17 protein-coding genes are annotated in these 22,239 nt (G+C 42.0%); 7 read left to right on the top strand and 10 right to left on the bottom strand.

Annotation, left to right across the window (positions count from 1 at the left end):
- Positions 1-20 precede the first annotated feature (20 nt).
- The gene (gene sbcC / locus C7B70_RS08000; protein WP_106368537.1) at positions 21-3,047 is read right to left on the bottom strand and encodes an exonuclease subunit SbcC; all 3,027 of its coding nucleotides are present in this window, start codon (positions 3,045-3,047) and stop codon (positions 21-23) included.
- 339 nt (positions 3,048-3,386) lie between these two features.
- Here sbcC and C7B70_RS08005 point away from each other — a divergent pair, with 339 nt between their 5' ends.
- The 3 genes from C7B70_RS08005 to C7B70_RS08015 all read left to right on the top strand — a co-directional run bounded on the left by C7B70_RS08005 (position 3,387) and on the right by C7B70_RS08015 (position 5,634).
- Complete coding sequence (locus C7B70_RS08005) at positions 3,387-4,319, top strand: ABC transporter ATP-binding protein (protein WP_106368538.1); 933 nt, start codon at positions 3,387-3,389, stop codon at positions 4,317-4,319.
- 117 nt (positions 4,320-4,436) lie between these two features.
- The gene (locus tag C7B70_RS26905; protein WP_146134018.1) at positions 4,437-4,586 is read left to right on the top strand and encodes a M48 family metallopeptidase; all 150 of its coding nucleotides are present in this window, start codon (positions 4,437-4,439) and stop codon (positions 4,584-4,586) included.
- A 301-nt stretch (positions 4,587-4,887) separates the two neighbouring features.
- On the top strand, positions 4,888-5,634 hold the full coding sequence (locus tag C7B70_RS08015; protein ID WP_106368540.1) for an ABC transporter permease: 747 nt from the start codon (positions 4,888-4,890) through the stop codon (positions 5,632-5,634).
- Here C7B70_RS08015 and C7B70_RS08020 read toward each other — a convergent pair.
- The 6 genes from C7B70_RS08020 to C7B70_RS08045 all read right to left on the bottom strand — a co-directional run bounded on the left by C7B70_RS08020 (position 5,624) and on the right by C7B70_RS08045 (position 16,850).
- Positions 5,624-6,961: an ATP-binding protein gene (locus tag C7B70_RS08020; RefSeq protein WP_199192126.1), complete on the bottom strand. Its 1,338-nt coding sequence runs from the start codon at positions 6,959-6,961 to the stop codon at positions 5,624-5,626. The genes C7B70_RS08015 and C7B70_RS08020 overlap by 11 nt on opposite strands.
- Before the next feature lie 199 nt (positions 6,962-7,160).
- Positions 7,161-9,017 carry a CheR family methyltransferase gene (locus C7B70_RS08025; protein WP_106368542.1) on the bottom strand — a complete coding sequence of 619 codons (1,857 nt, stop codon included), beginning with the start codon at positions 9,015-9,017 and terminating at the stop codon, positions 7,161-7,163.
- A 164-nt stretch (positions 9,018-9,181) separates the two neighbouring features.
- Positions 9,182-10,810, bottom strand: coding sequence for a chemotaxis protein CheB (locus tag C7B70_RS08030; RefSeq protein WP_106368543.1), 1,629 nt, complete (start codon positions 10,808-10,810; stop codon positions 9,182-9,184).
- Between the two features lie 69 nt (positions 10,811-10,879).
- A complete protein-coding gene (locus C7B70_RS08035; RefSeq protein WP_106368544.1) occupies positions 10,880-14,368 on the bottom strand; it encodes a PAS domain S-box protein in 3,489 nt (1,162 codons plus the stop codon).
- A gap of 51 nt (positions 14,369-14,419) precedes the next feature.
- Positions 14,420-14,848, bottom strand: coding sequence for a response regulator (locus C7B70_RS08040; RefSeq protein ID WP_106368545.1), 429 nt, complete (start codon positions 14,846-14,848; stop codon positions 14,420-14,422).
- A gap of 139 nt (positions 14,849-14,987) precedes the next feature.
- On the bottom strand, positions 14,988-16,850 hold the full coding sequence (locus tag C7B70_RS08045; RefSeq protein WP_106368546.1) for a PAS domain S-box protein: 1,863 nt from the start codon (positions 16,848-16,850) through the stop codon (positions 14,988-14,990).
- A gap of 277 nt (positions 16,851-17,127) precedes the next feature.
- Between C7B70_RS08045 and C7B70_RS08050 the strand changes: the two genes are divergently transcribed.
- Positions 17,128-17,853 carry a response regulator transcription factor gene (locus C7B70_RS08050; RefSeq protein WP_106368547.1) on the top strand — a complete coding sequence of 242 codons (726 nt, stop codon included), beginning with the start codon at positions 17,128-17,130 and terminating at the stop codon, positions 17,851-17,853.
- Positions 17,854-17,923: 70 nt separating this feature from the next.
- On the opposite strand, the gene C7B70_RS08055 is transcribed toward C7B70_RS08050, so the two are convergent.
- On the bottom strand, positions 17,924-18,325 hold the full coding sequence (locus tag C7B70_RS08055; RefSeq protein WP_106368548.1) for a nuclear transport factor 2 family protein: 402 nt from the start codon (positions 18,323-18,325) through the stop codon (positions 17,924-17,926).
- A 228-nt stretch (positions 18,326-18,553) separates the two neighbouring features.
- On the opposite strand from C7B70_RS08055, the gene queG reads away from it, so the two are divergent.
- Positions 18,554-19,489, top strand: a complete 936-nt coding sequence (gene queG / locus C7B70_RS08060; RefSeq protein ID WP_199192133.1) for a tRNA epoxyqueuosine(34) reductase QueG — start codon at positions 18,554-18,556, stop codon at positions 19,487-19,489.
- A 17-nt stretch (positions 19,490-19,506) separates the two neighbouring features.
- Positions 19,507-20,142, top strand: coding sequence for an HAD-IA family hydrolase (locus tag C7B70_RS08065; RefSeq protein ID WP_106368550.1), 636 nt, complete (start codon positions 19,507-19,509; stop codon positions 20,140-20,142).
- 59 nt (positions 20,143-20,201) lie between these two features.
- Here the strand turns inward: C7B70_RS08065 and C7B70_RS08070 are convergent, their stop codons facing one another.
- On the bottom strand, positions 20,202-20,573 hold the full coding sequence (locus C7B70_RS08070; protein ID WP_106368551.1) for a hypothetical protein: 372 nt from the start codon (positions 20,571-20,573) through the stop codon (positions 20,202-20,204).
- A 205-nt stretch (positions 20,574-20,778) separates the two neighbouring features.
- On the opposite strand from C7B70_RS08070, the gene C7B70_RS08075 reads away from it, so the two are divergent.
- Positions 20,779-21,309 (top strand): orange carotenoid protein N-terminal domain-containing protein, encoded by a 531-nt coding sequence (locus tag C7B70_RS08075; RefSeq protein ID WP_106368552.1) that lies wholly within the window; start codon positions 20,779-20,781, stop codon positions 21,307-21,309.
- Positions 21,310-21,360: 51 nt separating this feature from the next.
- On the opposite strand, the gene C7B70_RS08080 is transcribed toward C7B70_RS08075, so the two are convergent.
- Positions 21,361-22,116 carry an ABC transporter ATP-binding protein gene (locus C7B70_RS08080; RefSeq protein WP_106368553.1) on the bottom strand — a complete coding sequence of 252 codons (756 nt, stop codon included), beginning with the start codon at positions 22,114-22,116 and terminating at the stop codon, positions 21,361-21,363.
- Positions 22,117-22,239: the final 123 nt, after the last annotated feature.

The raw sequence follows: 22,239 nt of genomic DNA on the forward strand, positions 1-22,239 counted from the left end.
ATTATCTCTTTATGGGCTGGTTATGTAGACAATCTAACTTGAGAGCCAGTTTGCGCTTTATACACTTCAATTCGCGCACTGAAGGCTTCTTTAAAATACGGCATATGCGTAACGGCTAGAATACAAGCAAAATCAGGAGCGATCGCATTTATTGCTGCAATTAGGCGATCGCATCCTTCCCGATCTTGCGTCCCAAAGCCTTCATCGATAATCAACATTTGCAGAGATGCACCAGATCGTTGAGCAAGGAGTTTTGCTAAAGCTAGGCGAATAGCAAAGTTGATTCTAAAAGCTTCTCCCCCTGAATAAGTTTCGTAAGCTCTTGTTCCCCGCGCATCGGCAATTAAAATATCTAAGGTATCGATCAATTTAGCTGTTTTCTTGGCGGCTTTGCTACCTTTTCCGGCTTTTTGAGTCACAAATTGAACGTGCAATTGGTTTGCACTTAGTCGCGCCAGTAATTGATTAGTTTCTGCTTCTAATTGCGGCAATATATTCTCAATCATCAACGCTTGAATGCCGTTTTTACCGAAAGCTTGAGCTAATTCTTGATAGACGCGATATTGTTGCTTAATTCCTTGCAACTGCTGTTGCTGTTGCTCGTACTGAACTTGCAAAGCTTGTAGTTGCGCCGCTAATTGTTGTAATCCGCCGAGTTTGCTTAAGTTTTCGTCAAGTTCCCTGCGCCCTTGGGCTAACTTTTGTTCTAATTCTTGAATTTCTACCGTAGTATTAGGCGAAGTTTCTAATTGTTTAGTTAGGCTGTCTATTTGTGTTGCTATTAGTTGCTTTTCTGTAAGTCTCGATTCTGTCGCCTTAGTTAATTCTTTGATCCGCTCTTGAAGTTCGGGATACTGTTTCTGAGCAGAATTTAGCTCTTGAAAGCGCAATTGCCAAGCTTGAGAATTTCTTAATGCTACTCGCACGGCGTTATGTTGCTCGGTATTGTAACCAATTTCTTGAATTGAACTTTCTAAAGTGGCAATTTTTCTAGCAATGGGTGAATTAGTTGCTTGAATAGCGATTTGGGCTTGCAACTGGGCAATTTGTGCCTCTATTTCTGGCTTACGGGCGGCGATTTGCGCTTGCCTTTTTTGAGCATCTTTGATTTGCCCTTGACGAATTTCCGCCCAGCGCCACCGCTCGATTTCGCTCCGTGCTAGGGCGTGATCTTGCTCGTTGTAGTTGAGTTTTTGCAATTGCGCCTCTAATTGACGCAATTCTATTTGCTGATCTGGGGCATAATTTCCCGTAGTTAAAGCTGTTTCTAATTGCTGCTTTTCTACGGCAATTTGGCTTAATCGCTCTTTTTCGTCGCCAGTTGCAGTTAATTGGGCAGCTAATTGTCCTCTTTGCTCTCGTAAAGCATCATAATCGGCTAATTGTTGATTTAATTCTCGATATTCTTGGCGCAATACTTGAATTTCACTGTCTGAAGCTGCCATTTGCTCTTTACCTACCCAGAGCTTTTCTTGCACATCTTGCTGTTGGGTTTGAGTTTTTTGAACTACGCGATTCCAGTGATGTTCGTCTAAAGGGCGATCGCATAATGGGCAACTAGCATCAGGGTTTTGCAACATTTGCATTTTTTGCTCTAATTCCCCGATTAGCTTCTCACAGTCGCTTTGACGGGCTAACAGGCGCTCCATAAATTGACGGCGCTCTTGTCCTTTTTCGCGCACTCTCTCTAAATAAACCCGTTTTTTCTCTAATACCTCAATCTGCTTTCCGATTTCTGTTACCGCTTGTTGCAGTTGGGGTTGACGTTGTTGTTTAGTATTTAATTGTCTTTCTGAAGCTTGGAGTTCTTCTATTTTGGCACTTAGTCGCGCTTGCAGTCGTTCTAGTTGAAGTTGCAGCGCTGCGCGTTGTTGCAAAAGCGGCAATACTTGCAGTTGTAAATTATCTAATTGCTGTAACCGATTTTTGGCTTCCGCAAGTTGCGCTAAAGCGCTTTGAACTTCAGCAGCTTTACTCAAAGTTTGGTTAATTTCTTGCTCTTGCTGCTGTAAAGCTACTAATTGCCCTTCGGAGTTTTGCAACTGGCGATTAATAGAGTTGATTTGCTCTGCTTTCTCCTGCTGCAATTGCTGCATCTCTACGGTGGCGCGGGAATGCTCGTGAAATTTGCTTGCTAAGGTTTCTTCGGTAGCTTGCAGGCGTTGATGTTCTTGATAACCAGATGCGATCGCCTTTTCTTGACTTAATAGCTCTCTAATCGCTTCTAATTGTCCTTCTACGTTGATTCGATCTTGAGTTAAACGGCTGCTTTCTTGACTTAAGTTAAGATGTTGTTGGCGCAAAAAACCTAATTGTTGCTCCCAATTTTGCCTTTGGTGCTGCACTACTTGCAAGCTTTGTACTTTTACATTGTCGTAAGCTTGTTGTTGTTGCAGATAGTTAACTTTTTCTTCTAACTGAGTGCTTAAAGCCGCTACTTCTAAGCGTTGCTGCAACTGAGTCTGCATAGATTCAATGGAGCGCTCAACTTGTTCTGCTTGTGCTTTAAAAGAGCGAGATAAATCTTTAGCCCGATCTTCCAAATCATCGTATTGATTGAGTTTCAACAATTCTGCTAATATCTCTTTACGCTCGTTGGGACGCTTGAGCATAAATTCGTCGGCTCTACCTTGGCGCAAGTATGCCGAATTGATAAATGTGTCGTAGTCTATTTTGATATGAGTTAATATCTCTTGCTGGGTAGCGCGCACACCTTTAGCGGTTAAAGCTTTAAATCCGCTCGGTGTATCAACTTGAAACTCTAAAGAGCTACTTTGTCCCCGGTAGCGAGTGCGAATTACTCGATATATTTGGTTGAAGCTTGTAAAAACAAAATCAACTCGAACCTCTTTAGCTCCGGTTTGAATTACATCATCTTCACTAGAGGCGCGACTTTCTCCCCAAATGGCCCAGGTTATCGCTTCTAATAGAGAAGACTTACCCGCACCATTAGCACCACAAATACAAGCTGTATGCAACCCATTAAAATCTAAGGTGGCATCGCTGTAGCTCAAAAAGTTTTTTAAAGTTAGTTGTACAGGAATCATCCAAGCTCAAGCGCCATCTACCTTGGGTCAAAACAGTACATATGCACTGTTGCCTAGTCTATCTATTGAGCAACAAGGATTCTAGCTATTTGGCTCTCAATTTTACAATTCTTAATGCTAGGAAGGCGATCGCCGATAAATCCACACAAAAAAACTCCTGGGAGTCTTGCCGTGTTTCGACCCCAAGAGCTTTTTCGATTCTGTTCGCTCCTCACACAAGATAAATATATGTTGGATGCTTAGGGAGGGGATCGAGGGGAGTGACACTTTGAGTATTGTCACCTAGGTAAAGCTGAGTCGCCGTAAAATAGGGGTTATGCCCATTAAAATCAGCTTCCAATGACCGAAAACGCGATTAATACTGAAAATCTCTGCCGTAATTTTGGTAAAGTCCAAGCGGTAGACAATCTTTGTTTGCAAGTACCCAGAGGAGTTGTCTTTGGTTTTTTGGGGGCTAATGGTTCGGGAAAAACTACAACAATTCGGCTGCTATTGGGGTTATTAGAGCCAACAAGCGGATGCGCCGAAGTGTTGGGCTACGATACAAAAAATCAAGCTAACTCTATTCGCCGTCGCACGGGGGCATTGTTAGAACATCCCGGCTTATACGAACGTTTGAGCGCGGCGGACAATTTAGAATTTTACGGCAGAGCTTGGCGTTTGCCAACAGCTAAAAGGCGATCGCGCATTAAAGAATTATTAAATAATTTGGGATTGTGGGAACGCCGAAACGAAAGTGTAGGTAATTGGAGTCGTGGTATGAAACAGCGTTTAGCGGTGGCTAGAGCAATGCTACACAATCCCCCATTGATTTTTTTGGATGAACCAACGGCGGGACTAGATCCGGTGGCGGCGGCGGCTTTACGGGAACAATTGCAAACAATGGTAGAAAGAGAAGGAGTAACGGTGTTTTTAACTACTCACAACTTAGGAGAAGCCGAAAAATTGTGCCAGCTTTTGGCGGTAATTCGTCAAGGAAAGTTAATTGCAGTAGGAAATCCCCAGGAGTTACGAGCTAAAGCCAGCGTTCCCCGGATTGAAGTTGTAGGTAGTGGGTTTACGCACGAAGTGCAAAGCTTTTTACAAACCCAACCAGGGGTAACAGAAGTAAATATTGCTGGGGAAGTTTTGACGATAAATTTAGAAAAACCGATAAGCGCTGCGCCATTAGTAAATTTGTTAGTGCAAGCAGGAGTAAAAATAGAAGAAGTCCGTAAAGATAGCGCCAGTTTGGAAGAAGTATTTTTAAATTTGATGGGGGCAGATAATTAGAATCTCTAGAATAGATACCAAGGTAGCCTTTCAGGTAAAAATTATTAGGTTTACGGTTCAACTTAAAAGTGTTTTCCGTTAATATAATGAGTAAAATATGTATTAACGAATAATCATATGTTTACAGTTCAACTTAAAAATGGGGATACTTTGCAAGTTCCACTAGACGAACTAGAGGAGTTTTTAGAGAAAAACCGCGATCGCATTCAAGTTCGACAGAAAAAGATGGAAAAGCGACGCACTGCGGTAGTTATTCCAACTAATTAGCAGTAAATAACTACTGTCACATCACTTAGAGAATATATATACTCTCCTCTATCAAGCTGCTCATCAGTTTCAGCAACGGACACTATACAATTTCTAAACAACCTGTACTCAGTTTTAGAATTGTCTTGCGAGGAAGGCGTGTATTCTTCTTCTATACCTAGTTCGACGTATACAGGGAAGCTTTTTTGTCTCTGGATCTCACCATATACATATCCACCACTGTTTCCCTCTATAAATTCCTCCCGTCTAGTTCTAATTCGTAGCACCATAATTTATTAGCTGTGAAAGTATTAGATAAGTAATGAACATTAAGGCAGACTTTGCCGATATTTGGACGGTAATGTGGAAGGAATGGCGCGAATTACTATTTAGTCGTGGCAATTTACGGTCAATTTTATTAAGTTTACTGCCATCAGTATTAATATTCGGCATTTTGTTACCTGCTCAAGTCGGGCGCGTGTGGGTAGATTCGCCGATGTCAATGGTATTGTGGGGTTGGCTAGCAATGCTCCCTGTAACGGCGATAATTGCCGATGCTTTTGCGGGTGAAAGAGAGCGCCATACTCTAGAAACTCTTTTGGCTAGTCCCTTATCGGAACAAGCAATATTACTCGGTAAAGTAGGCGCGGCGGTAAGCTATGCTTGGTTGCTGGCGCTGATTATGCTGCTTGTGGCTTTAATTACGGTTAATGTTGTTGATGGCAATGGTATATTGCTTTACCCTGTAGAAGTTGCCTTTGGTGGGGGCATTTTAGGCTTACTAACTGCAACCTTGTCTGCAAGTATTGGCGTACTTGTTTCTTTACGCGCGGCTACAGTAAAACAGGCGGCTCAACAATTGGTTTTTGCTTCGATTGCTGTTACTTGGCTACCGTTATTTGCTCTAAGTTTGCTGCCAATGCAGTTACAGGAAAACTTGACAATATCGGCTAAAAGTGGTAGCGAAACAATTTTTTTGTGGGCTTGTGTCGTGCTGCTTGGGTTAGATTTTGGCTTATTAATGCTGGCTATGGCAAGATTTAAACGATCGCGTTTAATTACTGATTAACAGAGCGGGGTAGGATAATTGTAAAAGTTGAACCTTGATTAAGCTTGCTTTCTACCTCTATTTTTCCTCCCATTAGCTTTATTAAGCGATCGCTAATTGCTAATCCTAAACCTGTACCGCCGTGCTGACGGGTAATAGTTTGGTTTACTTGGTGAAATTCTCTAAAAATATCTTTAGTATTTTCCTCAGCGACCCCAATCCCTGTATCGCTAATAGAAATCGCTATTTGGTCTAAAGGCAACTCCCAGGCTTTTATTTTTACGCCGCCAACATCGGTGAATTTAATAGCGTTAGATAGCAAGTTGACTAATACTTGACGTAAGCGATCGCTATCATTGATAGCGATCAGGTTAGCTAAGTCTAAGTGTACATCAAAATCTAAGTTTTTTTGCTTTACTAAGGAATCATACTCAGCCTTAATTTCATTTATTAGTTCAACTAAATTAAATTTTTGCGGGATAAGTTCTAAACTATTAGCCTCTATTTTGGCAGCTTGCAGAATGTCCTCAATTAACTTTAGTAAATGCTTGCCATTACTAAAAATTCTCTTTACCATGTTTTGTTGATTTTCGGCAAGCGGTGAGTTTTGTTGACGCAGTAGTAGTTGAGAAAACCCGACAATTGCATTCATGGGGGTACGCAATTCGTGAGACATAATCGCCAAAAAATGGGATTTTAAACGCGCATTTTCTTGGAGTTGTAAATTATGCAACTGAACTTCACGCAGAGTTTCTTCGGCTTTTTTACGTGCTGTAATGTCACGCATTTGCCAGCGCAGACTTGTAGGTCTACCTTGATTGTCGCGGATAATTGATACGGTTAAAGAGGCATCAATTGTAGCAGCAAGGCGCGGACTAATCTTCACTTCCCATTCTGTCAATTTATCGGTATGGTGCAGTTGATTCAACCGAGCGCGAAAAGCTTGACGCTGATCTAATTGAATATAGTTAGCTATTGGTTTGCCAGTTAAATAAGTTTGAGAGGTATTGAGTAATTTTGCCGCCGCGTAGTTAATTTCCCGGATGAGTCCTACACAATCGGTCACTAAGTAGCCATCGGGAGCAAATTCAAATAAGTCATGATAACGTCGATTTTCGGCTTTAATTTGAATGTTTGCGATCGCTAGTTGGTCATTTTGCACCCTCATTTCTTCTTCCGCTACCCGGAGTTCTTCTAAAGCCGTTTCTAATTCTGCCAAAGCTTGGGAGGTTATTGGTTGCGGCTGGCTAGGTGATTGACCATGTTGATTTTGCAATTTTGCGGCGCGATCGCGTACTATATTAAGCTTTCGCCCAAACTCATCTAAGTTGTCCATTGCTTCTTTCACAGACCTTAAACTTGATTTCTAAAATTATTGTTTAGTATTACCGTTAGGTATTGCAGGGAAAAACGTTAATTTTGATATAATTTTTTATAGCTATATTTATTTAAATAGTAAGCTATATAATTATTTTGTAATCTACTTTAGAGCCTATATATTATGTACTACCTAAGAAGGAGTCAGAAGCGATAACTTTAATATTTTGCTATTCTGGTGTATTTATTGCTTCAACCAAAACAATTACGCCGCGAATTTTATCCAATTTACCCACCAAAGAACTACAGGTAACTTTAGCCTGAAATGTTTTACCACGACGGTTAACGGTACTCAAGCTTAGTTCTACAGTTTTGATATCTCCACTTAAACAGTCACGAATTGGCTGGCGCAATTGCTCAACGGGCAAACCAATATCTAAATTCATAAAGTGCTGTCCCACAACTTCCTGACTCCGCAACCCCCACAAATCTTCACTTTTTTCGTTCCAAATTTGAATTATTGATTCTCGATTTAAAACTGCAACTCCACCCGTCAAGCTATTAAAAATTGCTTCTAAAAAGCCATTAGCTTGATTGAGTTCTTCACTTCGCAAACGCAACTCTGCGTTGATTGTCTGCAATTCTTCGTTAGAAGATTGCAATTCTTCGTTCATCGTCTCTAATTCTTCATTGGTAGATTGCAATTCTTCATTAGTTGTTTCTAATTCTTCATTAGCAGATTGCAATTCTTCATTAGTTGTTTCTAATTCTTCGTTAGTAGACTGCAATTGCTCGTAAGCCATCTCCAATTCTTGGTTGGCGTTTTCAATTTCTTCTTGCAGCTTTTTATAGCGACTAACTTCGACAAAGACAACACTAACTCCTAGCAAGTTTTGGAGCAGGTCGTAAAGGGGAGTAATTTGAACATCAAAGTAGTTAACGTTGTTATGAGCGATCGCCCAGCCAATGCTACTAAGAGCAGCAGCACGATGGGTATTAATAACTTCGTCAATAGGCGATCGCAATTCTACCGGGCGGTAAGAAACTTCCAAGTCTTGCAGAGGGCGGTTAATATCTTTTGAACTAAGTTTAAATAATAGTCGTGCTTGCTCGTTGGCTAAAATCAATAAACCATTAACATCGACAACTATTTGAGCGTAGTTACCAATATCAAAAACTGCATCGCGCAAAAGACTGTTATTAGCTATAAAATTGGGGTCTTGATCTTTATCATAATTGCTTACCATAAAATATTCCCGGCTACGAGCAAGACCAGCTTTGATAAATATGCGCTGTTTCAAGTTTAACGGCACGAAAGAAATGTTAGAAGTAAGCAATAGCTCGGCTTTGCCTAATACTAAAAAACTGCCTTCATTGAGGGCAAAATGAAACCGAGAGATAATTTTTGCTTGAGTTTCGGCATGAAAATACATTAATGTATTACGACAAGATAATAGATCGATGCGCGAAATCGGCGGATCTTGCAGCAAGTCATGACGACCAAAAATTACCGAGCGGCGCAAATCTGGACAAAAAGTATAAGAGCCATTGCTGTGATTAAAGTATCGCTCTAACAAGGGTGGGGGTATGCCTTCTACTTCTTTGGCGTTGTAGGTAGCTTGGCGCGCTTGATGGAGGGCTATTTCGTCTACATTGGTAGCATAAATTTTTACTTTTTGGTGGAACTCCTCAAGCCCCAAAACTTCGGCGAGTACCATTGCTAGGGTGTAGGCTTCTTGCCCCGAAGCACACCCTGCACACCATACGCGGATGCGGTCTGTGGATAAATTTTTGCGCGCTACAATTTTGGGAACTACGTCTTTTTCTAAATACTCCCACACTGCGCGATCGCGAAAAAATGCAGTAACGTTGATTAAAATTGTGTTGAATAGGTAAGAAAATTCTTCGGGATGTACTTCTAAATAATCGGTGTATTCTCCGTAGGTTTGAATGTCGGTATTTTGCATCCGAACCTGGACGCGACGCATTAGACTGGGACGTTTGTAGCCTGTGAAGTCAAACCCACGATTGTGTTTGATGTATTCAAGCAATGCTTCAAATTCGGGGTCTATTTCGGGGGTGTTCATGAGGGCTTGTTTAAAAAAACCAGGACTTGGGGGTTTAGTTTGTAGCCCCCCGAAACTCTGCAAAAGTATCTTTGTGGCTACACTTTTGGGCAATCTGAGTTTTGTAAGCATTTATTTTACAGGCAGGGAAGGAGAAATATTTTTTATTTTTGCCTTTTTGCTACTTACTTAATTTTTGTTAACTTAACTAAAGTTTGAGCAACTTCTGCCAGGGGCAATACTTGAGCGTTGTCAACATACTCTTGATGTATGGTTTCTTCTCCTTGTACCACGATCGCATAACCTCCGGTTTCCCGAATTGCCCTTAAACCCATGATGCCATCTTTGCCTGTGGGATTAAGTATTAAAGCGATGACTTTTTCTCGAAAGCTTCCGGCGACAGATTCAAACAACAAGTCAGCCGATGGCTTTGCAAAATGCACTAATTTAGACGGCAACAATGCCAAACTACCGTCAGGATTAACTAATATATGGTGGCTTTTAGGGGCAATATAAACTGTCCCCGGTCGCAATATATCTCCTGATGCTGCAAGTTTGACATTAAAGCTAGTACCACTACTAAGGTTAGCTACTAACTCCTGATCTTGGTCGCCTTGCTGTGTCACAATAATCGCACTTTCAATCCCTTCTATCTGGGCTAAAACTTCTTTTAGATCCTTGGTATCGGCGGTCAGAGCGATCGCGATTACGTGCTTATTAGTATCGTTGGCATATTCTGAGGGAGAAACTGAGCTTACTAAATTTTGCTGTTCTAATTGATCGTTGACAACAGCCAATTCTTCGCTAGTATCAGAGCTTAAAAGCATCTGGCGGACAAGCACCGCACTTTGTTGGCTGTCGTGGGCTTGGGTTTGAAAACGTTGGGCTGAGATAGTTTGACTGTTGGTCTGGGCGCGTTTAGCCATGCGATCGGTGAGGGCGGCTTTTTCTTCTAACGCCCTCAAGGCGCTCCATAAAGCTACTTCTAAAGCGTCGTTTTGTTCAGCAAGTAAGCTATTAATTGAGTAAGCATGACCTGTACGACAGCGAAAACGAACCAGCTTGCCTTCTTGCAATTCCCATAATGTACCGCTACATTCAGGACAAGCAAAGCCCGATGGTTTGCCAGGACGATTGGGGTTTTGCATAGTGTCTAAGTCAAAGTGGGCAATATTTGCTTCCATTTCCAATAGCTGAGGTATGGGCGCTTTTGACTCTACAACAGGTTGGTCAGCTAAGTAGGTTAAAGTTTTAGCAATATCACCTACTTTAAGAATGTAATCTACATCAACATTTTCAATCGCACTGGTGGGCATTCCTGAATATAATGCTTCTTCTGGATCTTGAGCAATCGCTACTCCACCACGTTGCTTAATTACTGCTAATCCTGCCGTACCGTCATCTAGCAAGCCCGATAATATTACACCTACAACTCTTTGACCATAACTACGGGCGGCGGTACGAAATAATGGATCAATGGCGGGGCGATGGCTGTTTTCCCGCGCACTTCTTGCTAGATGAATACAACGATCTTTAATTAATAAGTGTTTGTCAGAAGGGGCTACATAGATTCTTCCTGGGCTGATTACTTCGCCGTCGGTGGGATGACGTGCTTGCAGCGATGACAATTCTCCGTGCTGTTTGGCGATCGCCCGGTTCAAAATTGTGGGCAACATACTTTTGCCATGAACGGGAATATGCAGCACAATAAACACGGCGGCGGCTAAGTCTTGAGGTAAGCTACTTACCAGTTGACAGAGCGTTTCTACTCCCCCGGCAGAAGCGCCAACAACAATAATGTCATGTCCAGACATTTTCTTAATTTTTCCTTTAATTTGCCTTAATTAAATTAAGACTAACCTAATCTAGAGTTTTAACTTGTACTATTTTAGAACAGTTATTGGCGGTTGCATTTCTATCTGACGAGGCAAACAAACGTAAAAAGTTGAGCCTTGCCCTAGGGTACTTTCTACAGTAATTGAACCTTGCATCATATCGACTAAGGATTTAATAATCGCAAGTCCCAATCCTGTACCTCCGTATTGTCTGGTAGTAGTTTGATCGACTTGTCTAAATTCTTCAAAAATATGTTCTAAGTCCGACTCAGCAATTCCCACGCCTGTATCTTGGACACCGATTAATATTTCGTTTGTCGCCGTTTCGCTGAGGCTAATTTCGACGTTGCCTAAATCGGTAAATTTGATGGCGTTGGAAAGCAAATTAACTAAAATTTGCCGCACTCGCGCACTGTCATTAATTACTATCGGGCTACTAAGCTGGCGGTGAAACACAATAGGTAGCTGCTTTTGCTCGGCAAGGGGGCGAAGTTCGGCGATAGTAGTGGCAATTAATTTATTTAAGTCAAATTCCTCTTGCTTTAATTCCAAACGTCCAGCTTCGATTTTAGATAAATCCAGGATGTCGTTAATTAGGGCTAAAAGATTTTTGCCATTATTCAAAATCCGCTCTACCATGTCGGCTTGCGCTGAAGAAAGGGTAGCTGTACGCTGTCGCAACAACACTTGGGCAAAGCCGATCACTGAATTCATGGGGGTACGCAGTTCGTGAGACATGGTAGCTAAAAACTGCGATTTTAGTCGCGCCGCCTCAATTAGCTGCAAGTTTTGCTGGGCAATTTGATTGTGAGTTGCTTCTAGTTCGTGGTTTTGTTGGGCTAAGATTTCGTTTTGCAAACCTAAACGTTCTTCTCGTTCTTCGAGGGCATTAATTAACCGCGCGTTGTTAATGGCGATCGCGGCTTGTTCCCCCACAGCCTCTAAAAGGTTGCGATCTTCCACATCAAAAGCCTCAGTATTGCGCCAATTGCCAATCAACATTACTCCCAGTCTCCCGGATGCAGCCGACTCAATAGCTACAGCATAAATAGACGCAGGTTCTTGCAGTGACTGGGCTGGGGATACTTTACTTTTTTGGACTAATTGGGCGGTTCCGGTAGAAAACACGCGATGGAGTAAATTAGCTTGAGTAGATAATAAATGTAAGTTTGCTCTTTCAATACCCGCCGTAGCCGTGAGTTCTAACTGCTGGCTTTGAGGATCGTGGAGAGAAATTATTGCAAACTCTGCCTCACCAATGCCATCACAAACGGCTGCCACCATTACTTGCAATAATCCCGGCAAGTTGGTCAAACGCTGGTTTAATAGGTTTGTGATGCGCTGCAATACTCTTAATTGTTGCTGTTGTTCGCCTAAAATAATAATTGCTCGGCGCAAATTTTCCCCAATATCAGTAGCTTGCTGATAAAGACGGGCGTTATCGACGGCTAAGGCGGCACGACGGGCTAAGTCTTCCGCCCAGATTAAATCGTTTGAATCATAGAGCCTTTGTCCGATTCCGCGTACTAAGCTAATCGCCCCCACCGTCCGTCCGCGTACTTTCAAGGGTACGCACAACAGCGAATTGAAGCCCAAACTCTCCATAATTTGCCGTTGCTCAGTATCGGCCATTGCCTTTTTAATTTCTGGGCTAATTTCTGAGTATAGTTGTGCTTGACCGTTCTTAATTACCTGAGATACACCAACTTTCGCTCTCAAGTTGACTGGATAACTCCGCAATTGCGCTAACTGGGGCATTTTTGCGCCGTCTCTATGGGTTGAAGCCACCGGGCGCAGGGTCGAATTTTGGTCAAGGACATCTATAGTACACCAATCGGCTTGACCGGAAACGATCGCCATTGCCAAGTTGGTAAGAGTAGTTTTGTAATCTAAAGAAGTGGCTAATAAGGCGCTGGCTTCGGCTAAAAATCGCTCTTGTTCTTCAATGCGCTTGCGTTCGGTGATATCCCAAAAAACCCCTACGCTACCTCTAGCTTTGCCTTGTTCGTCAAACAAAGGTACAGAATTAGCGACTAACTTAATTTTTTCTTTGCCTTCAGCAAGGATGATGTCCATTTCGCTATCAATTATACTAATGCCCTTGGCGGTAGCTTGTTGCATGGGTAATTCGGCTGCTTCTAGCTCTCTACCTTGGCTGTAAACTTTGTAGCTTGGGCGAAGGGCGAGGGGAGCGCTTAACGAAACATTTGCGTTTATTGGTAAATTGAGTAGTTTTGCTAAAGCTTGATTGACTTTAATATGCTGACATTGGGGATCAAGAGCGATCGCAATCCCAATCGGAATTACGTCAAGTAGCGTCTGCATTTCACTTACTCGGCGCACTAAGTCTCGATTGAGTTTACCAATTTTGGCATCGGAGCGTTTGCGATCGCTTAAATCGATTACAAAGCAAATTGCTGTTTGTTCAACGCCTTGGACTAGCGCCCCGCCAATCAATACTGGTACGCGGCTGCCATCAGCGCGGATGTATTCTTTTTCGTAAGGCCCAAATACACCTTGTGCTTTTAGCTCAGTAGCGGCTTTTTTGTCGGCTTTTTCGTACTCGTTGGGGGTAATTACTGACCCCTGCAATCGACCCAAGCGCAAGTCTTCAGCGCTGTAGCCCACCATACTTAAAAAAGCTGCATTAGCTTCAATTACTCTGCCTTGGGCGGTGACAATAATGCCAATGATATTTGCGTCGGCTAAACGTCTAAAGCGCACTTCACTAGCTTCTAAGGCTAATTGTAGTTGCTTCGATTCGGTGATGTCGCTAATAATTCCTGACATTCGCAACGGACAACCAGCGCGATCGCGTTGGGCTTTTCCTCTAGCGACGCAGTAACGATATGATCCCGACGAATGTAAAATCCGAAACTCAGCTTCGCATTTTGCTCCGTTTTGCAAGTGATTGGTAATGGCTTGACGAATTTTTGACCCATCATCGGGGTGCATTCGTGCCATTAAATTAGGGGGAGTAAGGTTAAATTGATTTCGTTCCTCGCCAATAATTTCTAACAGGCGATCGTTGCAATACACTTCGTTTGTAGAACAATACCAATCCCAAATCCCATCGTTTGCCCCTTCTAATACTAAACGATAGCGTTCTTCACTTTCTCTTAGTCGTTCATTAGCAACAGTCGCGGCTTGCTCCGCACGGTACAAACGTATAGCTTGACGGAGGATTTGATATAAGTTTTCGGGGGTAATTCTTGACTTGGGTAAGTAATCAAAAGCTCCAGCTTTCATAACTTCTACGGCGATTCTTTCGTCACCTTGCCCAGTGAGTACAACTATCGGAGTAGTAATACCCAAGGCGCGGAGTTGCTGGACTAATTCTAAACCGTTGCCATCAGGCAGTAGATAATCAAGAAAAATACAATCAAAGGTTTGCGCTTTGAGAATGGCGATCGCGCTGCTGCATTCGGTTACTTCTTGCCATTCCATTTCTACCCCCGCAGCAGAGAGACATCGCTTTACCGCCATGCGATCTACTTCGTCGTCGTCTACTACCAGTATTTTGACAATCTCGTCCATGCTTTTTAGCTATTAGCTAATAGCTTTTTTTATAGAAGTTATTATTTGGCTTTATGGTATTTCTACCAAACTCCAATATTTATTCATAGTTGCTACAGTTTCGACGAAGCTTGAAAAAGTTACTGGTTTTAAAATATATCCAGCTACATTGAGCTTATAAGCTTCTACTTTATCTTTATCTTCGTTTGATGTAGTTAGAACAATTACCGGAATTGATTGCAATTGATCGTCGGCACGCAAGACGCGTAAAAACTCTATGCCATTCATTTTTGGCATATTCAAATCTAGTAAAATTATTCTTCTTTCTTGGGGTATAAATTTTTCGGCGTTGCTACCTCTTAGTATAGATAAAGCTTCTAGTCCATTAGAAGCAAAAAAAAGTGGATTTGTAATGTTGTTTTTTTTAAATGCTCTTTGCACGTTCATTACATCCACTTCGTCATCTTCGACAAGCAGGATGTTCATCATTTTGTCTGTCATTATATTTTGAGTATTACGTTATTGATTATCGTGAATAAAGTAATAAAAGCAATCAATCATTAGACAGGTTAATGTTTTGGTACTTTAAAATATTTAAAGTAAAATTAAGTTTGTTTTGCCAATTTTTGCTCTTTTTGGGTTATTTATTCCAGCTAAAGCTAAACTTTGCTCCTTTGCCTTCGGTAGACTCTATTTTTATTTTGCCACCTTGATTTTCGACAATCTTTTTGACAATAGCTAAACCGATACCAGTATTTTCAGTGCGATCGCGCGCTTCTAAAGTTTGAAAAATGCCAAAGATTTTTTCGTGGTATTCGGGCGCTATACCTTTCCCATCATCGGCAATCGCAAACTCGTAAGCCGAACCTAAGTCTTGACAAGAAATTTGCACTTTACCATCAAAACGGGGATGGTGCTTAATTGCGTTGCTAATCAAGTTAGAAAATACTTGTTCTAAGGGCAATCTCTCGGTAACTAATGTTGGCATATTGGGGGCAACTTCAATAGTAAACGATTCGGGAGGAGCGAGAGAGTCAAGGATTTCGGCAAGGACAGAGGCAACAGAAACGGAGGATTTGTCTGTAGATCGCCCACTGCGAGAAAATTGTAGCAAACCATTAATCAAAGCTTCCATGCGATGAACGCGCCCCCGTAGCAAGTCCATTTGATGACGAGTTTCGTCAGTAAGGACATCGCTAATATCTTCCTCAATCCACTGAGAAAGATTAGCGATCGCCCGTAAAGGTGCTTTGAGGTCGTGAGAAGTGACGTAAGCAAACTGATCTAGTTCCTGATTGCGCTTTTCTAAGGCGGTATTAGTTTTAGTCAAAGTAGCTGTTAAATAAGCTAATTCACTAGCACGAGAACTTAGCGCCGCCTCGGTAGTTTTGCGCTCTTGAATATCAGTACAGACCCCCACCCACTCGCGGATAGTGCCATCATTAGTTATCACTGGCACACCCCGCACAGCAAAGTAACGATAGCTGCCATCTGTGGCACGAATCCGGTATTCGGTATCGTAGAGGCTTTTTGTTTGCAAAGCTTGATTCCAGGCGTTGGTGGTGCGATCGCGGTCGTCTGGATGCACCGCCGCTAACCAGCCCCAGCCTTTAACTTCTACTTGACTTTGACCTGTATAAGTTCTCCAGTGGGGCATATCTACAACTTGCCCCTGCGCGTCGGTTGTCCAAACAATTTGCGAAGTAGCAATGACTAAAGATCGATAGCGTTCTTCGCTTTGTTGCAGGGCTTCTAGGGAGTTGTAGTGAGACTGTTTACTAGCAAGGGCTTCTTCTCTGGAGGCTTGCTCTAAAACAGATAATTCCTCTACTTGGGCTGTACGATTGCGTACTCGTCGTTCTAATTCGGCATTAAAAACGCTCAATCCGGCGATCGCCTTAGTACGACTGGTAACATCTGTAACTAAAGAAGTTACGCCAACTATATTACCATTGCTATTAATTAAGGGTTGGTTGTACCATTCGCAAACAATTACTTTCCCTTCTTTGGTGAGATTTTCGTTAATGCTGCGAGTACCGCCTCTTTGTTGGACAATTTCGCCCCAAATTTGGTTAACTTGCTCTAAACTACCTGCGGTGATAATCAAACTTGCGGCATGACGACCAATGACTTCGCGGCTACAGTAGCCAAAAATTGCTTCGGCGGCAGCATCCCACTTGACCACCTCAAAATTTAGATTCCACTCAATTACTGCTAGAGGAGTTTGCTGTAAGGCGGTGAAATGATGTTGAGGCAAGGGGTCGAGCAAACTAAAGTTGGGCTGACAACAGACTACCCAATTATCTTTTACAGGTGTACCTTGCTCTAAAAAAGAATTATAACTACTATCAGGCGCTTGGAGACGGTAGATAATTTGATAGTGCTGATTATTGCTGATAGCTTGTTGCCTAGTTGCCAGCAGGCGATCGCGGTCTTCGGGGTGCAAACTCCGCTCAAATCCCCAGCCTAATAACTCCAATTCATTTAGTTGCTCGCTACTCATCAGAAATATGGATTATAAAGGGCAAAACTTAAACACTTTTTATGATTTTTAGTTAAGGCGATTTTAGAGCAATAATTATATATACTCTAAATTTGATACTCTAGTAGACGCGATCTACTCCTAAAAGCTAAAGGAGTAATAATTTTCTGTATTATTAAAATACCAATAAGATTAGTGCAAATAGATTGTATTGCTTAAATAGAGAATAGATCGCCAATCGACTTTCTGTAAATTCGATTGTTTTAAAGTAAAGCATAGTAAACGGCGGACGTTGATAATGAGTAAGATTCGCGTTGCATTAATTGAAGACCACGATCTCACCCGTGTAGGGATTAGAACTGCATTGCAGCAGCGTCAAGAGATTGAAGTAGTGGGGGAAGCAGCTAATGCTAGTGACGGGCTAAAACTGTTAGAAGCAGAACGCCCAGATATTGCCATTGTTGATATTGGCTTACCAGATAAAGATGGAATTGAGCTAACAAGGCAATTAAAAGCTAGTCAAGATGCTAATGACGAATCAAGAACTAAGGTTTTGATTTTGACCCTGCGCGACAACAAAGAGGCGGTACTAGCAGCTTTTGCGGCGGGGGCTGACTCCTATTGCATGAAGGATATTAGTTTTGATAATTTGCTCGAAGCCTTGCGCGTCACTCATAGTGGCAATGCGTGGATCGATCCAGCGATCGCCCGAATTGTTCTACAACAAGCCCAGCAAACCCCCGAAGGAAGTACAGAAAGCGTGGTAGCTGACGGCAAAACTGTTTCTATTAATGCCGCCGATGCGGAGTACGATCAAATGATTGCGGCTTACCCGCTAACAGAAAGGGAATTAGAAGTTTTGCAGCTAATTGTTGAAGGTTGTAGCAATGCCATAATTGCCGAGAAGCTTTATATTACTGTAGGCACAGTGAAAACTCACGTTAGGAATATTCTCAATAAGTTGTGCGCTGATGACCGCACCCAGGCGGCGGTAAGGGCTTTGCGTTCTGGTTTAGTAGGTTAATGTAGGAAGATCCTCCCTAGCCCCCCTTAGAAAAGGGGGGGAAATATGTATAAAAAAAGAGGGGAAATATTTAACGGCGGAGATTGAGTAATTCTTGGGGAGAAGCGAGAAGTTTTACAGTTATGGAAACAATTTGTTGCTGAGAATTGAGGATAAATAGCCAAGATACATTTACGCCAAATAAAGGCATTTGAACTTTGCCGTTGACGCGAAGTTGGACTAAATCATTTTCTTGGCTTTCGATAATTCCTTGATGGGGTTCAGCTTTGAGTCCTAGCGCCTCTTGCTGGAGGTAAGATGCGATCGCATCCTTGCCCACGATACCCGACTCAAAAGGTGCGTACATCACGCCATCGGGGGCAAATAAAGCCGCTACTGAGCTAAAATCCCCGGCATTTAATAGTTCAAAGTAGTGTGAGATTGTCGGGTTGTTGATGCCTGCAATAGTTTGAGTAGATACATCGGTTTGCATAGAATCTTCTCTAGGAAAAAAATAGATAAATTCTAGATTATCTATAAAGTCAGGGTAAAACCTAGTTCCTAAAGAGAGATTGAGGGGATCTATTAAGTGGAAAGGCGATCGTACCTACTGCAATGATACGGCAATTACTAACTGAGCCAGTGCGATCGCGCCTTTACTTCCTAGCTAACACACTGACATTGACACAATCAACCCCACAATGCAATGACAGCATCCCCTATCCTCACGAGTACGCAAATCAAAGATAAAGCTTTAGAAATTGGATTTCATAAAGTAGGAATTGCCAAGGTAGATAATACTGATGTAGAAGTGCAGCACTTGCAAGAGTGGCTAAACAGAGGTTATCAAGCAGATATGGCATGGATGAATGACCCCAAACGCCAAGATATTCGCGCACTTATGCCTGAAGTGCAAAGTATTATTTGTGTGGCGTTAAATTATTACACCCCGCACCAACGCCCAAATAGCCCCCAATATGCCAAAATTTCCCGCTATGGTTGGGGACGAGATTATCATAAGGTGATGGCTAAGAAGCTGAAAGCTTTAAATAACTGGCTGCAAACTTATCCCGATGTGCGATCGCGTTACGTCTCGGATACTGCACCAATTCAAGATAAAGTTTGGGCGCAGAAAGCTGGAATTGGCTGGATTGCCAAAAATGGCAATGTTATAGCAAGAGAATATGGCTCGTGGCTATTTTTGGGTGAAATTCTTACAAACCTAGACTTAACGCCCGATATCGCCCATACTGAACACTGTGGTAGTTGTACTCGTTGTATTGATGCTTGTCCAACAGGTGCGATCGCCGCGCCTTTTGTTGTCGATGCCAATCGCTGCATTGCTTATCATACAATTGAGAACCGGGAGGAAAAGTTACCGGAGGCGATTTCTGCTCACCTCCAAGGTTGGGTAAGTGGCTGCGATATCTGTCAAGATGTTTGTCCTTGGAATCAGCGTTTTGCTAAAGAAACTGATATAGTCGAGTTTCAACCTTACGCGGAAAATGTTGCACCTAAGTTGACCGATTTAGCAGAGATTTCTGATGAGGAGTGGGATAGACGGTTTACAGCTTCAGCGCTGCGACGAATTAAACCAGAGATGTTACGACGTAATGCAAGGGCAAATTTATCATCAGCGACTCCAAAGAACGATTAACACCTTTTTCATCAACCATGAATCCAAAAGTAATTATTTTTGATTTTGATGGTACTATTGCCGATTCTTTAGATGCGCTTGTTAATATTAGCAATCGTTTGGCTGTGCAATTTGGCTACAAACAAACTAGCATTGCTGAACTTGCTCAAATCCAAAACTTAACTTCTAGAGAAATTATTAAACAGTCTGGCATTTCTATTTTTAAAGTGCCTTTTCTAGTTAAAAAAGTTAAAGCAGAATTGAGTTTTGAAATTAAAACATTGAGCTTATTTCCAGGGATGAAAGAAGCTTTAATTGAACTACATCAGTTAGGTAACAAGCTAGTAATTATTAGTTCTAATTCAAAGCCCAATATTGTATCATTTTTAGAACACAATGCTTTAATAGATAAATTTTATTATATTTATTCTGGCTCAACTATTTTTGGAAAAGACAAAGTAATTAACAGATTTATCCGGCAAGAGAATATTGATGTTAAAGATGTTATCTATGTAGGGGATGAGACTAGAGATATAGAGTCGGCGAAAAAAAGTAAAGTGATTGCGATCGCAGTAAGTTGGGGATTTAACACTAAAGAAGTATTAATGAGGCAGAACCCAGATTATTTGATAGAGCAACCAAGCGAATTAATAGATATTGTTAAAAAGCAATAGCTTAGTATAAAGTAATAATTGCGCTGATTTTTTACGTTTTCAAGCGCAATTAGGGATTCTTACTTATCAGGCTGACCTTTTTCTAGAGCTTTCTTCATGAGATCGTCATCTACATTGCCCACTGCGTCATTCGGAGCGCCAACATCTTTTGCCATAGCCATATAATCGCTAGGATCGCCTGTAGACGGGGTTTCTGATTTTGTTTCCGATGGAGTTGTAGTAGCAAACTGATGAGCAGTAGCTTTATCCGCAGCTTCAGCACCTTCGGGAGTGTGATCAATATCGCTAACGCTAAATTGCTGGGCGGCGGCGTAGTCTGCATCAATATCAACAGAGGGCATTTTTTCTTTGCCTTCGGTCATACTTTCAGCAGTTAATTGAGCATCTTGAGTTGTAGCTTGGGTAGCATCGGGTTTAATTTCGTCAGTCATAGCAATAAATCCGAGAATAATTTTTATTAGTGAAATTATCTTATAAAGTACGCGCCTATTTCCATAACCCCACTAAGATAGATTTTTCGATGAGGATAAAATCAATGAGCAAATAATAAAAATCTCTCTATTGGAGGGCGAATTAAAGAATTAATTTCTGTTAAGTCTAAGCAACAGGTAATTTAATTTAAAGTTGAGATAAATTATGGCTTCAAGTCATGCAGCAAATCAGCCTCAAGCACTTACTAGCGAAACCCAAGATGCAGTAAAAGCTTTTGAAAACTTGGATACCGATGCTAAGTTAGCTGTATTTTATTTTATTTACGAAAAGATGGGAGAGTCAATTACTCCAGCCGCTCCAGCAGCAACAGAGCCAGAATTAGCGCCAAGATTGTTGGGTGATTATTACAACTATTCAAAAGACGATCAGTTGGCAATTATGCGGCAGATTGTGAATTGCGAAGACACAGATTATTCTCGTGCCTATGGAGCGTTGAAAGAGAATAATCAATTAATGGTTTGGTATGCTTGGGCGCAAGGGATGGGGGATACAGTGGTAGGAATGCCGCAAAATTATGAAAGAACGCAAGCTCTAAATGGTGTATTGTCGCAGGTCGAAGCATTGAGCTTTGACGATCAAATTTCCGTATTGCGAACAATTGCCGGAGACATGGGTTGTAGCGACGTGCAGCCAATTGAAACTCAGGCGCAGACAGGGAAGACTTCAAGTTTTTAAAAATGGTAATGGGTAATGGGTAATGGGTAATATTAATGAATTAGCCATTACCTACCCTGCTACTTGTCCAATTTCTGCTGGAGTGAGGTGGGAGTGGACAACTTGCCCATCACGAAACCAGACTACGCGGCGTGTTTGCCGGGCAACATCAGATTCGTGAGTAACCATAACGATTGTAATTCCTGTAGCATTAAGTTCACTAAAGATGTCCATAACTTCAGTAGTAGTGCGAGAATCGAGAGCGCCTGTAGGTTCATCTGCTAGGAGTAAGACAGGACGATTAACGATCGCCCTGGCAATAGCAACCCGTTGTTGTTGACCGCCAGACAATTGATTGGGGCGATTATTGAGCCGATTTTCTAGCCCGACACGTTGGAGAGCAATAGTTGCGCGATCGCGTCTTTCTTTAGCATTAATGCCTGCATAAACCATAGGCAGCATGACATTTTCTAGGGCGCTAAGTTGAGCTAAGAGGTGAAATTGTTGAAAGACAAAGCCAATTTTGAGATTGCGAATACTAGCCAAATCGCCGTCATCCAAAGCAGCGACATCAACATTATCGAGATAGTAGTGTCCGCGTGTCGGGCGATCGAGACAGCCAATCACATTCATAGCAGTAGACTTACCAGAACCCGAAGCGCCCATAATGGCGCAATACTCCCCAGATTCGACAGTTAGATTTACATCAGCTAGGGCGCGTACCTCAGTTTCGCCAGCACCGTAGACCTTAGAAATATTTTCGAGACGAATAATTGCCGAAGTAGGAATATTTGGAACAATTTGAGCTATAAATTTGTTTTCTAACATTAGTTTAAATAGAATTATTTACTATACATATTGGCTAAATATAAATCATCACCTAAAAACCGTTGAAAGCAGAAGACTTGCGGATTTATTGAGAGACATTTTGCAGGGGGTTTGGGGGAGGCA

This window comes from Chlorogloea sp. CCALA 695 (assembly GCF_003003885.1).
Classification (GTDB): Bacteria; Cyanobacteriota; Cyanobacteriia; order Cyanobacteriales; family Chroococcidiopsidaceae; genus Aliterella.

Coding starts and splice junctions, on each gene's coding strand:
- sbcC (WP_106368537.1), bottom strand. CDS start 3,047: ATGATTCCTGTACAACTAACTTTAAAAAACTTTTTGAGCTACAGCGAT.
- C7B70_RS08005 (WP_106368538.1), top strand. CDS start 3,387: ATGACCGAAAACGCGATTAATACTGAAAATCTCTGCCGTAATTTTGGT.
- C7B70_RS26905 (WP_146134018.1), top strand. CDS start 4,437: ATGTTTACAGTTCAACTTAAAAATGGGGATACTTTGCAAGTTCCACTA.
- C7B70_RS08015 (WP_106368540.1), top strand. CDS start 4,888: ATGAACATTAAGGCAGACTTTGCCGATATTTGGACGGTAATGTGGAAG.
- C7B70_RS08025 (WP_106368542.1), bottom strand. CDS start 9,017: ATGAACACCCCCGAAATAGACCCCGAATTTGAAGCATTGCTTGAATAC.
- C7B70_RS08030 (WP_106368543.1), bottom strand. CDS start 10,810: ATGTCTGGACATGACATTATTGTTGTTGGCGCTTCTGCCGGGGGAGTA.
- C7B70_RS08035 (WP_106368544.1), bottom strand. CDS start 14,368: ATGGACGAGATTGTCAAAATACTGGTAGTAGACGACGACGAAGTAGAT.
- C7B70_RS08040 (WP_106368545.1), bottom strand. CDS start 14,848: ATGACAGACAAAATGATGAACATCCTGCTTGTCGAAGATGACGAAGTG.
- C7B70_RS08045 (WP_106368546.1), bottom strand. CDS start 16,850: ATGAGTAGCGAGCAACTAAATGAATTGGAGTTATTAGGCTGGGGATTT.
- C7B70_RS08050 (WP_106368547.1), top strand. CDS start 17,128: ATGAGTAAGATTCGCGTTGCATTAATTGAAGACCACGATCTCACCCGT.
- C7B70_RS08055 (WP_106368548.1), bottom strand. CDS start 18,325: ATGCAAACCGATGTATCTACTCAAACTATTGCAGGCATCAACAACCCG.
- C7B70_RS08065 (WP_106368550.1), top strand. CDS start 19,507: ATGAATCCAAAAGTAATTATTTTTGATTTTGATGGTACTATTGCCGAT.
- C7B70_RS08070 (WP_106368551.1), bottom strand. CDS start 20,573: ATGACTGACGAAATTAAACCCGATGCTACCCAAGCTACAACTCAAGAT.
- C7B70_RS08075 (WP_106368552.1), top strand. CDS start 20,779: ATGGCTTCAAGTCATGCAGCAAATCAGCCTCAAGCACTTACTAGCGAA.
- C7B70_RS08080 (WP_106368553.1), bottom strand. CDS start 22,116: ATGTTAGAAAACAAATTTATAGCTCAAATTGTTCCAAATATTCCTACT.